Genomic DNA, 14,651 nt, shown 5'->3' on the forward strand with positions numbered 1-14,651 from the left:
CATGAACGTGCAATGAGACACAGTTCTACTCAACGCCACCTGATCGACACCGAATGACACAACCACCTGCTTAACCACACGTCAAATCCATACCTCACGTGACGCGATACCACGAGTAGAATTTTGTAGTCATCCGACGATGAGAACTCCCAATGCACCGCACGTTCCTGTTGAGCTTGGCTGTCTGCACCGGGCTGGTCAGTTGCCAACGCACTCCAGCGCCAACGCCGGCTCTCTCCACCGCTGAAGCGACCTCATCCACCAATTCGCACGTATTCTCAGCCGAGATCACCGTTTCAGATGTTGCTGAACTACTCAAATCCTTCACCTCGAAGGCTTCCGAAGACCGCGGCCCAAACAGCAACGGTGAAGAAAAAACAATCGCCTACCTTCGTGATCAAATGTTGCGTATCGGCCTGCAACCGGGTAATGGCGACAGCTGGTTCCAAGCCGTGCCGGTGATCGAAACGACAACCGATCCGACGACTGCCCCTGTGTTGCACACCGCCGGCCAATCACGTCCCCTGACGTTCGGGCGGGACATCCTGCTAGGTACCAGGACCGCACAGCCAGAAGTGAAGCTGGACAACAGTGAATTGGTGTTCGTCGGCTACGGTGTGGACGCTCCAGAACAACAGTGGAATGACTACGCCAACCAAAATTGGAAGGGCAAAACCGTCGTCATGCTCATCAACAATCCCGACTTTCACAAAGGCGATACAAAGCTGGCGAGCGGCAAGCACATGACCTACTACGGATACTGGACCTATAAGTTCGAGGAAGCTGCACGCAAGGGAGCGGCGGCGGCACTGATCGTGCACGACAGCATGGGAACGGCCTACAACTGGGATGCACTTCATCAATCCTGGTCCGGTCCACGATATGACCTGCGTGCTGTCGACGATTCAGAACCGCGCTTACAGGTACAAGGGTGGATCAGTCAACAGACAGCACGGCAGCTGTTTGCTGATGCCGGCTTAGATCTGAACAACGCTTACCGCAACGCAAGCAAACGCAGCTTTAAACCGATTTCACTGAACGCCCGCTGGTCGGTGGATTTGAAAAGCACCATCACACAAAAGACCTCGCACAACGTCATCGGCGTACTGCCCGGCAACCAGCATGCTGATGAAGCGGTCATTTACACCGCCCACTGGGATCACCTCGGCAAACCAACCGACAACCTCAGTAATGACTACACCGAGATGGCGAACAATGGTATCGGCGTGGCCGGAATCTTGGAAATCGCTGGCACATTCACCCACCAACGGCCGCGCCCGGAACGTTCGGTAGTGTTCTTAGCAACAGCATTTAAAGAATCGGGCATGCTCGGCTCCAAATACTACGTGCAGCATCCCAGCTTCCCGCTCGACAAGATTGCTGGAGTCATCAACCTGGATACGATGTCGGCAAGCAAACGGACACGCGATCTGACCGTTATCGGCTTCGGCAGCTCGCAACTGGAAGACATTCTCAAACCCGTCGCCGCACTCCAGGGACGCACCCTGCATGGTGAAACGTCCCCGCAAAACGGCGCATATTTCCGATCGGACCATATCAACTTCGCCAAAGCGGGTGTGCCTGCGTTGTACACCCATGGCGGGGAATTTCTGCGTAATGGCAGCACCATCGCTTGGCACAAGACTAATAAAAACGATGCCCCACCGCGTTACCACCCAAACGACATATACAACCCGGCAACCTGGACGTTAGACGGCACCGTCGATGACCTGCAAGCGCTGTACGAGGTGGGTCGCGCCCTAACGATCGGCGGGCAATGGCCAAATTGGTACGCAGGACATCCGTTCAAAGCCACACGCGACCGAATGATGGCGAGCAAACCGACACTGATGCTAAATACGGCAGCACAGTGATATGACCATAAACGAATGAAACAAGAGGCACTGCAACATCTGGAACAACTTAAAACGACTCACGGCAATTCCATCCATGCGGGCCTACCGATCCCAAACACCCATTCAGCTTGGCCACCCTGTATATGCCTTGTTATGCGTGTCTAGAACCTTCCCATATCCTGATGGCCGCTACCTGGTGCACTTGATATTAATCTGTCACAGCTCAACCTCCGCATCGACATCAGATAGTCAAGCAACCGTGTACACCATGAACAAGCACTGCACCTTTGGGCAACGTTTGGCATTGATGATTACAGCGGTGGAACATCATTGGCCCCTGAACAATATGGTTGAAGCAACAACCGGTCATACCCTCACCAGCATGATATTGAGTGGGTTGCAGATCGACCCACACTCAACATTCGATAGAAAGCACCACACTGGCTCATGCCGGATCGCCCGTGAATCAACAAGCAATAACCGCCCAAGTGAACGATGCATCTCTTGCCCATATGCCCCCACCGCTGTCTCTTCATGCTCAACGACGGTCACGCATCCCATTCAAGCAAGCGTAAGACGCTGACAACACACCGAACATAAACACGACAGTCCAATCGTGCTGACCGACAGGCAAGAACATTCGCATGTGTCACCACAGGATTGCGTTTCCCAAAGCAAGTGATCCACGTAGTACCAGGAGAATGGCCGCATGGCATGCAATCAACACGGCGCAGGAACCTCTCCTGAAGGACAACATGACGTGTCGTGCGCCAATCGCACATAGGCACCAGCGACCTCACACCCCATCATGCAGGTAAGAATGTCATGCTCTTGGGCGGAGCAACACTAGCTGTTCTTCCACTATTGTAGACAACCTATCCATCAAAGCGACCAACCCCAAGCACTGCGGTAAAGGGATTCGATACGCACTGTATCCAGACAACGCTCACAACACCCAGAGGCAAACAAGCAAGTGACGTCATCAACACATTGAATGACGTCACCGTGAGGCAACGCATATGCACCCCATCTCAGCAATGCAAATTGAAAACAGACTCACCGTGCCAGTCAGTTGACCAAGCGTAAAGTCGCATGGGACATAAGGACACCGTTGCAATGTACCCGCATCTGCAACACACGACACACCGTAACCAAACGTCACGACACAGACCAACGTAGCCGTCATCACGTCTGGATAACCCGCTCACATCAAAAAATATAGGGGAGCGGTATTTTGTGCACACCTCCCAGGTACCGTGATACCACACCGGACTGAGTCCCCCATACACATACCCCCCAACATCCTCCATGCCTATTTCCTTCCTACGGCCTTTACGCACCCCCTGCTGTTTCCTAACACTGCTCACAGCCCTGACGACAGTGGCAACAGCACCGCCAGTCTATGCTGGCAACCTCACCTATGCTGGAATCAACCTCTCTGGCGGAGAATTCAGTCCGAGTCAGAAACCAGGTGTCCTCTATAAGGACTATATTTATCCAAGTCCATCCGACTACGCTTACTTTGCCCAAAAAGGCATGAATACCGTGCGCCTCCCTGTGCTTTGGGAACGCATTCAGCCCACATTGAATGATGAACTGGATGCCACGCAACTCAGTCTGATTCTTAAAGCCGTCGAGCAAGCTAAAGCTAACAAACTGTTTGTTGTTCTCGACATCCATAACTACGGTCAACACAACGATGCGCTGATCGGCAGTGACAAGGTCCCTATCAGCGCCTTCGCTGATCTATGGAAACGTCTGTCCCTGCACTTTGCCAATGACAAATCAGTCATCTGCGGACTGATGAACGAGCCTCATGAGATCACCTCAACTGATTGGGTTCAGGCTGCCCAGGCAGCCATCAACGCGATCCGCAGCACGGGTGCAAATAACCTTGTGTTAGTGCCAGGCACTGCTTACAGCACCGCGCAAAGCTGGAATGGCACCTACTACGGCACCCCTAATGCCGAAGCGCTGCTGAAAATCCATGATCCGGCCGGAAACCTCGCGTTTGAAGTACACCAGTATCTGGATGAAGATAGCAGCGGCACTAAGGACGAATGCACCAGCACCACTGCCGGTGCCGAGAAGCTCAGTGCATTCACCGACTGGCTACGCAAGTATCACAAAATGGGGTTCCTTGGCGAGTTTGCTGCCGGCAACAACGATACCTGTAACCAGGCTCTGGAAGGCATGCTCAGCTATATCGAGCAAAACAAAGACGTCTGGCTTGGGTGGACGTCGTGGGTATCAAACCCCTGGTTTGGGCCTGATTATCCATTCAATCTGCATCCGAACGATGACGGCACCGATAAGCCGCAGATGACAATCCTGGAGCCACACGCACGTAAGATCACCAAAATAAAAAACACATCTACAAACATTAAGAACAATCAAAGCAACGTAATCCAACCGATACGAAAGTAGAGCCCTCCTCTTCCTCTTGCGTTCTCACAACCATTCACTCTAACCGTGTCCGTGTCCCCAGGCCGTATCAGCATTGATCCTGTCAGTTCCTTTTAGAAATGCAGGGTCCATACTTCAAGGCATTGCTTCACAACCGCTACACACTGAGTGAGCCGGCCATATCCAATGTGAACACATCACCATGCTTCACCCAAACAAAGCCAACACACCAAACCAAATAGCGAGGTACACCGCGTTTCGTCAACCCAACGTTATGTGTGCCGCACCCCACTGCACGCGAAAGTCCCTTTACTATCACGTGCAGTATCCGTCATAGGATCCTATTGAGCCGACTTGCACGGCGTTAACACCGATAGGACAGATGTGTGACAACACACCCCACCGTGTGCTTAGCATCTGAACGATCTCTTACGACCGCACCATGTGTTGGAAGATCGTTGACAAGGCATGCAACGCTGACATCCTGATCAGCTTCATGCAGGGCTTATCGGTGGTGCCAAAAACAAATTTTCCCTGGTACTTGATCACCTACGTACACATCACACCAAGCCACTGTGCACTTGAAAAAGCCCCTTCGCCATATATCAAAGCGTGTGAATACTTTTTCTGAATCCCAAGCATGGGAGTTCTTGGTCACCCCACGAAGCCATTCACAGCAGACGTTTCAACTTGATCCAGCTGACCTTATCCACAATTGCTGTGGATAAGCTTGTTGGTAAGAGCGTTGCCATACTGACAGATAAAAGGCTTTAACCATATGTCGAAAAAAACGGCAAAACGGGAGAAGGGGCTTAGAGCGCGAACATTTTTTTGAAAAATATTTAAATCTGCCTTACTGAAGGTCACGGTGGCGGACAACCACCGCCAGCCGTGTGATGACACCCAACAATGCAGTTGGGATCAGCTACGTGCCAATATGACGCTGCGCCACAGCCTCGACCAGAATCACGAACAGGCGATTCAGCATCAGTATCCAAAAGATGAACTCCAGCAGCACGACAAGCGTTACGGTGCCAAGGTTGATCTCGAACTCATGACCATCATCCTCGTACTTGAACTAGATTCAATCCTCACCCAAGTTATTTTTGGCATTCATGACACGATCTCTAATCTTCGTGAACACATCATCTCCTTGCTGAAGCATTCAAACTAAACCAAGTGTGTGCCAACCAACACAGGGGACAACCACCAGCACCAGGGACTGTTAACACGCATGGTGCCGAGGCGACGTCCTTGCGGCACTGAACGTATGAAGAGCACAGCAGCCCAATTCGAGTAGCGCGAACACTCTATTTTTTAAGCACTCTGCCGAAGCAATACGGCAACGTCAGTCTGACGAATCTACAGATGCTCGACGCCATCCTGTATCTCACTGAGTACGGCTTGACCTGCCCAGGTGCTTCGGCCACTGGTAGACAATCTACACACCCATGAGCGGCTGGGTGAAGTGGGTCACACCGGATCAAACCCGATCCCTACGAACACGACAGCGGAGTGATAACGCCTGTGGCTGAGCACCGCGCGTCTTCTTGGACAGGGGACGTTGTCTGCCCGATCTGTCTTCTATTTTCCAGAAACGCTCGCACTCAAACGCCACGGCATGATCTACGGCAAGTTGTTGGTCTCCATCGCCCCATTGGTACACCAACAGATCGAAGTGAAACCCTATCACCCTGTCTGTCATCAGCACCACAAGCTCGTGATCTTGTATTGCTTCGATCAGCCCTGCTGACCCTGATCACTCATGACACACTGCAACCACAACGATTGACCTGTGCTGCCGAGCACTTCGTGGTTCTCCCATGCCACGACGAACACAGCCACTCGTACCACCGGACAGCGCCTACATGCATGCACCTGAAACCGGTGCCAATCAAAGAATCCCATCTACAGTGCGCTTTCCAGAAACGACCCAATGGACGGTGATACGCAGATCGCCCACACTGTGTTGGCAGGACGCTGCAAGCGCCTAGATTGTCTTCGGGAAACCGCAGGCAAGACGAATAGCATGAAGCTGACATCCCCCCCTGGAACGCACCGTCACCATCGCAATCAACGACGTGACATGTGTCACCTGCCCCAATAGCGGCACAGCGCTGCACGCTGAGAGCAACGCACCGAATGGGAAACAAACATGCGCCCCAGGGGCTCACGCGATGCCGGCAACGCACATGCACCACCACTCAATGGTTCACTCTGCAAGCACCAGCAAACGCCCCACAGGGGCATCCGATGCTCCCCCGCAGTGCGTCAACATCCGCTCAGGTCACAGCAACATCCATGCGCTGTGCAGTCGCACCCAACCACCGCACAATGCTCTCAGCCGCGTCGCGGCCCTCAGCCACAGCCGTCACCACCAAATCGGCGCCACGCACACAATCACCGCCAGCAAATAACCTGGGGTGAGTTGTCTGGTAGGTGAATCCGTCACCGGTGTCGGACAACGCCACCACAATGCGGCCTGTGTTCGAAGCATGCACGCCCTGCGCAGCTAACCACTCCGGCAACATCGGCGAGAAACCGAACGCGATGATCACCACATCCGCTTCCAACAGCGCTTCAGTGCCCTGAATGGGCACCGCGTTGCGGCGGCCGCGTGCATCCGGCTCGGCGAGCTTCGTTTCGGCCACAGTGACACCAATCACCTGGTTGTCAGTACCGGATTGGATCGACAATGGCTGACGATTGAACAGAAAGCGCACGCCTTCTTCCCGCGCGTTAGCCACCTCACGCACCGAGCCAGGCATATTCGCTTCATCGCGGCGATAGGTACACGTGACTTTAGTCGCACCTAAACGGATCGCGCTGCGCACACAATCCATGCCGGTGTCGCCACCACCCAGTACAACCACAGACTTGCCCGTCAAATCCGGCAACTGCACCTGATCCTCCCAACCAGCAATCGGACGGCCATACGGATCATTGCCAGAAACGATACGTCCGTTTTGAACCAGGAATGGTAATGCCGGCAACACGTTTTTCAGATCCTGACCCGGCAGGCCGCCGTCAGTGTAACGATACGCACCAACACCAAGGAACACCGCATCGTACTCATCCAACAACGCCTCAATCCCCAGATCCTTGCCGATCTCCACACCCAATCGGAACTGTACGCCCATGCCCTCAAGCACCTCTCGGCGGGTACCGATCACAGCTTTGTCGAGCTTAAAGCTGGGAATACCGAACTGCAGCAGACCTCCGATCTGCTCATAGCGGTCGTACACCACAACCTGCACCCCAGAACGCACCAACCGGTCAGCACAGGCAAGACCGGCAGGGCCTGCACCAACCACCGCTACTCGCCAGCCAGTCGGTTGCACATGGCTCAAATCGGGACGCCACCCTTGCTGCAACGCGGTATCCACAATGTACTTCTCCACCGCACCGATGGTGACTGCGCCAAACTCCTCCAGCGTGCAACTGCCTTCGCAGAGACGGTCCTGCGGGCACACCCGACCGCACACTTCAGGAAGCGGGTTGGTGGCGTGGCACAACGCTGCAGCTTCATCAATGCGATTCTCCTGCACTAACTGCAACCACTGCGGGATGGCGTTATGCACTGGGCACTTCCAGCTGCAGTATGGATTACCGCAGTCCAGACAGCGCCCGGCTTGGTACTGCGCCTCGGCCTTGTCGAACTTACCGTATAACTCTCGCCAATCCCCGGAGGTACGCAGCTCCACCGGGATGCGTTGCGGCATCTGTCGAGGCAGGTCGAGGAATTGAAAAGCATGCTTGCGACTCATAGAGAAAGATTCCGTGACTGGTTCGTTCCATACATCCGCAGAGCGATGGGAACACATGTTCCCTGGAAGAACGATAGCTGAGAAAAAACGTCCTTCCGTTTCCGCTTCTCTCTTTATATGAAATGGGAAACAAACGCACTAAGCAGCACTACGTAGCGATTCGGCTAACGACTCGATACTCGCCGCCTTCGGTTTCACCAGCCAGAACCTCCCGATGTAATCCCGGAATTCGTCGAGAATCTGTTGTGCCCAAATGCTTCCCGTCAGCGCACGATGGCGGACGACCAGTGTATGCAAGTGCTGGCGATAATTCTCAAAGCCCTCAACAGAGACACGATGGATGTCGATCAACTCGTGGTTGTAGCGATCCACGAAGTCACGTTCAATGTCCAGGACATACGCCAAGCCACCTGTGAACCCAGCACCGAAATTCAAGCCGACTTTGCCCAGCACGAGGACAACACCGTCAGTCATATACTCGCAGCAGTGATCCCCAGCACCTTCGATCACGGCCAAGGCACCGGAATTACGCACCGCAAAGCGCTCACCAACACGCCCAGCAGCAAATAGCTCGCCACCCGTCGCACCGTACAAACAGGTATTGCCGACAATGGGTGTATTGCGTGCCTCGAAGCGCGCCCCGCGCGGCGGGCGCACCACCAGGCAGCCACCAGCCATCCCCTTGCCAACATAGTCGTTGGCTTCACCCTCCAGTTCCAGATGCAAGCCACCCACGTTGAATGCACCAAAACTTTGGCCCGCAGTCCCACGGAAACGCAAGTGCAACGGCGCATCTTCCATGCCGTGGTTGCCATGCACACGGGCAATCGCGCCAGACAAGCGCGCACCGATCGAACGGTCTGTATTGTGGATCAGGAAGCGGTAGTCGCCACCAGCTTTATTGGCAATGGCATCGGCAAGCAAACTGTCTATCTGTACCGCCAGGCTATCCGGTGACTCATAGAGACGCTGTGCAGCGCAGTGACTGCCTTCGTAACAGGCATTCGTCAACAACCGCGACAGGTTCACCCGCACTCCCTCGCGTGGAGCAACCTCCAACTGCTGCAACAAATCGGTGCGTCCGATGATGTCATCCAACGACATGGCACCGAGGTAAGACAACCACTGCCGTACTTCCTCGGCAAGCAGACGAAAGAAATTCTCTACGCGCTCGGGCAAACCGGTGAAGTAGTTGCTACGCAAACGTTCGTCTTGCGTCGCAACACCGGTAGCACAATTGTTGAGGTGGCAGATACGCAGGTACTTACAGCCCAGCACAATCATCGGCGCAGTGCCGAAGCCAAAGCTGTTGGCACCCAACAACGCTGCCTTGACCACATCCAAACCAGTCTTCAAACCGCCATCAGTCTGCAAGATGGTGCGCTCACGCAAGCCATTGGCAACCAGTGCCTGATGTACCTCGGCCACACCCAACTCCCACGGCACACCAGCGTAGCGGATCGAACTCACTGGAGAGGCACCGGTACCGCCATCGTGACCAGAGACCGTAATCAGGTCAGCCCCCGCCTTGACCACACCCGCCGCGATCGTGCCCACGCCAACGTGCGAGACCAATTTGACTGACACCAGGGCCTGCGGATTCACTTGCTTGAGGTCGTAAATCAACTGTGCCAGATCTTCGATCGAGTAAATATCGTGGTGCGGCGGTGGGCTGATCAGACCAATGCCCGGTTTGGCGTAGCGCAACCGTGCGATCAGGTCATTGACCTTATGGCCAGGCAACTGGCCTCCCTCACCCGGCTTGGCACCCTGGGCAATCTTAATTTGCAGTACCTCGGCATTGATCAGGTATTCCGGGGTGACGCCGAAGCGGCCTGAAGCGACTTGTTTAATTTTTGAACGCTTCTCGGTGCCATAGCGTGCAGGATCCTCTCCCCCTTCACCGGAATTGGAACGCCCACCCAGACGATTCATTGCAATGGCGAGTGCTTCATGCGCTTCCGGTGACAATGCACCCAAGCTGATCGCCGCCGTATCGAAACGGCGTAGGAGATCAGTCGCCGGAGCAATTCGATCCAACGGGGTCGGCGTATCCGCCTGCTTCAATTGCAGCAAATCACGCAATGCCGATGGCGGACGCGTATGTACAGCCTCCCTATAGCGGTGCCAGTCGGCTGCATCCCCTGTCCGTGTCGCCTGTTGCAGTGCCATCACCACATCCGGGTTGTACATATGGTACTCACCGCCATGCACGTACTTCAGCAAACCACCAACCTCGGGTTTGATCTGATCGTTCCAAGCGCGTGCGGTCAGCTCACATCCATCAGCATGCAGCTGCATCAAACTGACACCGCTGATCCGCGCCGGAGTGTCCGGGAAGCACAACGCAACCACCTCCGGATCTAAACCAACGATTTCAAATAACTGCGCGCCACGATAGCTGGCAATCGTACAGATACCCATCTTGGAGATAATTTTGGACAGCCCCTTGTAGATCCCCTTACGGTAGCTGCGACCAATCTGCGACTGCTCACCTCCCTTCTTCAGCTTCAGGATGCCCCGTCGTCCCAAGTCAAACAGCGTCTGGTAGGACAGGTACGGATATACCGCCGTCGCTCCAAAGCCCAGCAGGCAAGCCATATGGTGCGGATCGCGAGCCGTGCCTGTCTCGATGATCAGGTTGACATCGCAACGCAACCCCACCCGGCGCAAGTGCTGATGCACCGCACCGGTCGCAAGTAATGCATGCGCCATCGGCCGCTCCGGAACCGGGTAGCGATCAGACAGTAGCAACATCACGATGCCATCGCGCGCCGCTTGTTCCGCCTCATCACACATCCTCTCGAGCCCAGCCTTCAAACCTTCGCCAACACTGTAAGAAAGGTCGATGAGTCGATTCTTTTCAAGATATTGCGGCATCCTCAGCAACTGACGCAGTTTACGTTGGCTGAGTACCGGCGAATCGAGAATGACGTGATTGACCGTTTCCGGACCCGCGTGGAAGATGTTGGTCTCCCGGCCAAGCTGGGTCGTGAGGGACATTGCGATGTTTTCGCGCAACGGATCGATCGGCGGATTCGTGACCTGCGCAAACGCTTGCCGAAAGTAGTCGTACAAGGGTCGGATGTGGACGCTGAGCACCGCCATTGGGGTATCGTCCCCCATTGAGCCAGTCGCTTCCTGCTCGGTTTCGGCAAGTGGGCGCAATACCTGTTCCACTTCCTCGGTGCTGAGCTGAAACAGTTTTTGATAGCTGCGTAATGTCTGCTCGGAGAACGGCTCCTCGACCAAAGATGGATCGATCAATTCGGTTTGCAGATAGGTCACACCCTGTTGCAACCACTGTTTGTAGGGCGCGCGCGCGCGGTTGACACGGTCGATCGCCTCGGAATCGAGCAGATCGCCGCGCTTCAGATCGATTGCCATCATCTCGCCGGGACCAAGCTTGCCCTTACGGATCACACGCTCAGCCGGCAACTCCCATACCCCGGCCTCAGAGGCGACAAGAAAATGACGATCGGCAGTCAATACCCAGCGCGCCGGGCGCAGCCCATTGCGATCAAGCATGCAAGCCGCATAACGGCCATCGTAGGCGACGATACCGGCTGGACCGTCCCACGGCTCCGCATTCAGGCCATAAAACTCATAGAACGCTGCCAAATCGGCATCTTTGAATTCCAGCGTCCTGGTCGCCGGCGGCACCAGAATGCGCAGTGCCTGTAACAGGTCCATGCCACCAGCGATCAACAGTTCAAGCATGTTGTCCAGACTCTGCGAGTCAGAGCCTTTCATCGAAATCACCGGATCGAACTCGGCCATGTCGAAACGCACGCTTCGCCAAACCTTACTGCGCGCCTGCGCCCAGCGGCGGTTGCCTTCGATCGTGTTGATTTCACCATTATGGGCAAGCAACCGGAATGGATGCGCCAACGGCCAGCGCGGCAAGGTGTTGGTCGAAAAGCGTTGATGGAACACGATCACGCTGGAAGACAGGTCGCTGCGCTGCAAATCCGGATAAAACACAGGCAATTTATCCGGCAACACCATGCCTTTATAAGAAACCGCATACGGTGAAAGCGTAGTGACGTGAAAATCATGGTAGTCGCACAGCTGCTGCTCGGCACGGCGACGCGCCAGGAACAACGCCAACGCGAACGCATCCTCACATTGTTCAGGATCGACATCGACGAATAACTGCTCGATGTGCGGCAACGTGTCACGTGCCAATTGACCACACACACTGTGATCGATTGGCACCACACGCCAGCCATACCGTTGCACGCCCACACGTTGCAATTCAGTTTCCAACACGTGACGACACTGTGCCGCAGCTGCACCTTCACACGGCAGAAACACCATACCGGCCGCATAACGGGAACCGAGCGCGATACCGGCCTCACAGGCCAACGCACGCAGGAAAGCATCAGGTTTACGCATCAACAGGCCGCAGCCGTCACCGGTCAGTCCATCGGCAGCAACACCGCCACGATGCGTCATGCGCGAGAGCGCAGCAATGGCAATCTCAATCAGCGCGCGGGAAGGCTGGTCGTCCAACTGCGCAACCATGCCGAAGCCGCATGCGTCACGCTCGTCGCTGACGTCATACAGCATACTGTCTTCAATTCCTTGACGGATGTGGGAAACCATGGATGCCTTATTGCGATCATTGGAAAGCGGCAATACCTTATCCGCCGCTCTTGCCGTGGAGCGTTCTGAATAAATCGCCTGGTCCCCGACTAAATCACAGTTGCTCCAGCACCGCAACTCACTGTTACACCTGCAACGAGACACACCACACGGTACTTTGTCACAGCAAAGCCACGTTCACTTCCTGAGATACTCAACGTAGGCATTTTCAAGCGTGGCAGTGTGGCCAACACCACACAACGTGCTGCACCTCTCAATGACATTGAAAGACGCGACTCGCATCGAAATCCCTGCCGGCTGACCACATACTTCACTGTCAAAATGAGCGTTGCGCTATATGGAATATGCTCAGTTGTGGTCAGTGTTTGATCACACACGGGACTGACAGGATATCGACACTACCAAGTCAAACTGCCTCATTAGCATCACACCTCCAATCAGCCATGATTGCGCACCCTGCACCCATCAAACATCGCCTGGCCAATCAAACGTCCCCTGCACACTGAAAGATTTGGGCGCCCCGCTTGCAGTTGCAGCGCTAGACGCTGCTGTTCCATATGTGATGTTTGGATCGATCAACACGTGTTGTGTCGTTTTGTGTCGTTGCCATCCGATGCAAGCTCATGTGGTGAGTTCAGTACGATTATCAGCGAGCTCCAATATGCCCGCCCAACCCATCAACGCAAGGCATGATGTCAGCTGCTCACGCTCAGATTGCGACTGCAGCGCATCAATCATGTTGAAGACGATGAGCAGCAGATCCAATGCCACACCCACCTATGCCTCCAGCACCAATACATCGACAAAATCAACGCGCCCCAGCAATTCGCATTGCAATCTGATTCTCATGTCCGATCAAGACAAGGGTCGACAGCCCCTGCACCATCGACCGTCAACAAGGGCTACCATGACCACACCTCATCGCCATCTCTGCTATGCCGCCGACCTCCCCGTTTCCTGTCACATCATCAATAGCATTCATCGGCGGCGGCAACATGGCACGCAGCCTGATCGCAGGGATGATCCGCCAAGGCGCACCGAACACGTCGATCCGGGTCATCGAACCCGTCGCCGCACGGCGGGACGCACTCATCGCCGACTTCAACGTGAAGGCCGTCGCCGCAGCCGCTGAGGCTGTCACTGACGCCACCACATGGGTGCTCGCAGTGAAACCCCAAGCAATGCCTGACGTGTGTGCCGCACTGCCCATTCAGATGCAGCGCAACGCACCGCTGATTATCTCAATCGCTGCAGGCATCACCACATCCACACTCAAACACTGGCTCGGTGACACATGTGCGATTGTACGCGCCATGCCGAACATCCCAGCCCTACTAGGTGCCGGCGTGGCCGGACTGTTCGCCACCTCACAAGCCACTGCCACACAACGTACCCTCGCTGAGCGACTATTGGGCAGTGTAGGCAAAACCATCTGGATCACCGACGAAGCGTTGCTGGACGCCATCACTGCCGTGTCAGGCAGCGGGCCAGCCTACGTGTTTTTGCTCGCCGAAGCGATGGAAGCAGCAGCAATCATGCAGGGACTGTCTCCCCAGAACGCACGCACCCTGGTCCAGCACACCGTGTTGGGCGCCGCACGCATGCTGACCGAGTCCGGTGAAACACCGGCCGAACTGCGCCACCACGTCACTTCACCTCACGGGACCACTGCAGCAGCGATCGCGACATTTCAAGAGGGTGGTTTCGAAACACTTGTCGCGAAAGCGATAGACGCTGCCACACAGCGCGGGCGCGCACTGGGAAGTACAAACAGCACTCGACCTACCTGAGCACTCACAGGTCTCCCGATATCGGACACAATCGCAACGCCAGTGATTCGGACACTGCAATGAATCAACACTCCAATACCGTAGCGGTGATATCCCGGCAGAGCACATCCCCAACTTCGGGCCCATCAACCCGACACGATGCACATTCCATTGTTCCGCAACACCAGCTTGAATCAGCTCCTCATACCTCGTTTGTTACCGCAGGCACACTTTAGAACAACTCA

8 protein-coding genes are annotated in these 14,651 nt (G+C 55.1%); 5 read left to right on the forward strand and 3 right to left on the reverse strand.

Annotated elements, in window-relative coordinates:
* The first annotated feature begins 152 nt into the window (after positions 1 to 152).
* The 4 genes from PLS229_RS10715 (at position 153) to PLS229_RS10730 (ending at position 6,015) form a co-directional block, all read left to right on the forward strand.
* Positions 153 to 1,874 (forward strand): M28 family peptidase, encoded by a 1,722-nt coding sequence (locus PLS229_RS10715; RefSeq protein ID WP_038271233.1) that lies wholly within the window; start codon positions 153 to 155, stop codon positions 1,872 to 1,874.
* Between the two features lie 1,290 nt (positions 1,875 to 3,164).
* Complete coding sequence (locus PLS229_RS10720) at positions 3,165 to 4,283, forward strand: glycoside hydrolase family 5 protein (protein ID WP_081755436.1); 1,119 nt, start codon at positions 3,165 to 3,167, stop codon at positions 4,281 to 4,283.
* 916 nt (positions 4,284 to 5,199) lie between these two features.
* The gene (locus PLS229_RS12325; protein ID WP_230428251.1) at positions 5,200 to 5,436 is read left to right on the forward strand and encodes a hypothetical protein; all 237 of its coding nucleotides are present in this window, start codon (positions 5,200 to 5,202) and stop codon (positions 5,434 to 5,436) included.
* Between the two features lie 390 nt (positions 5,437 to 5,826).
* The gene (locus tag PLS229_RS10730; RefSeq protein WP_152536615.1) at positions 5,827 to 6,015 is read left to right on the forward strand and encodes a hypothetical protein; all 189 of its coding nucleotides are present in this window, start codon (positions 5,827 to 5,829) and stop codon (positions 6,013 to 6,015) included.
* A gap of 529 nt (positions 6,016 to 6,544) precedes the next feature.
* Here PLS229_RS10730 and PLS229_RS10735 read toward each other — a convergent pair.
* The 3 genes from PLS229_RS10735 to PLS229_RS10745 all read right to left on the reverse strand — a co-directional run bounded on the left by PLS229_RS10735 (position 6,545) and on the right by PLS229_RS10745 (position 13,402).
* Positions 6,545 to 8,029, reverse strand: coding sequence for an FAD-dependent oxidoreductase (locus PLS229_RS10735; RefSeq protein WP_038271230.1), 1,485 nt, complete (start codon positions 8,027 to 8,029; stop codon positions 6,545 to 6,547).
* 138 nt (positions 8,030 to 8,167) lie between these two features.
* A complete protein-coding gene (gene gltB / locus PLS229_RS10740) occupies positions 8,168 to 12,637 on the reverse strand; it encodes a glutamate synthase large subunit (RefSeq protein ID WP_038271229.1) in 4,470 nt (1,489 codons plus the stop codon).
* Between the two features lie 621 nt (positions 12,638 to 13,258).
* Positions 13,259 to 13,402 carry a hypothetical protein gene (locus PLS229_RS10745; protein ID WP_160165173.1) on the reverse strand — a complete coding sequence of 48 codons (144 nt, stop codon included), beginning with the start codon at positions 13,400 to 13,402 and terminating at the stop codon, positions 13,259 to 13,261.
* Positions 13,403 to 13,572: 170 nt separating this feature from the next.
* Between PLS229_RS10745 and proC the strand changes: the two genes are divergently transcribed.
* A complete protein-coding gene (gene proC, locus PLS229_RS10750) occupies positions 13,573 to 14,427 on the forward strand; it encodes a pyrroline-5-carboxylate reductase (protein ID WP_038271228.1) in 855 nt (284 codons plus the stop codon).
* Positions 14,428 to 14,651 lie beyond the last annotated feature (224 nt).

The organism is Xylella taiwanensis, from assembly GCF_013177435.1.
Taxonomy (GTDB): Bacteria; Pseudomonadota; Gammaproteobacteria; order Xanthomonadales; family Xanthomonadaceae; genus Xylella; species Xylella taiwanensis.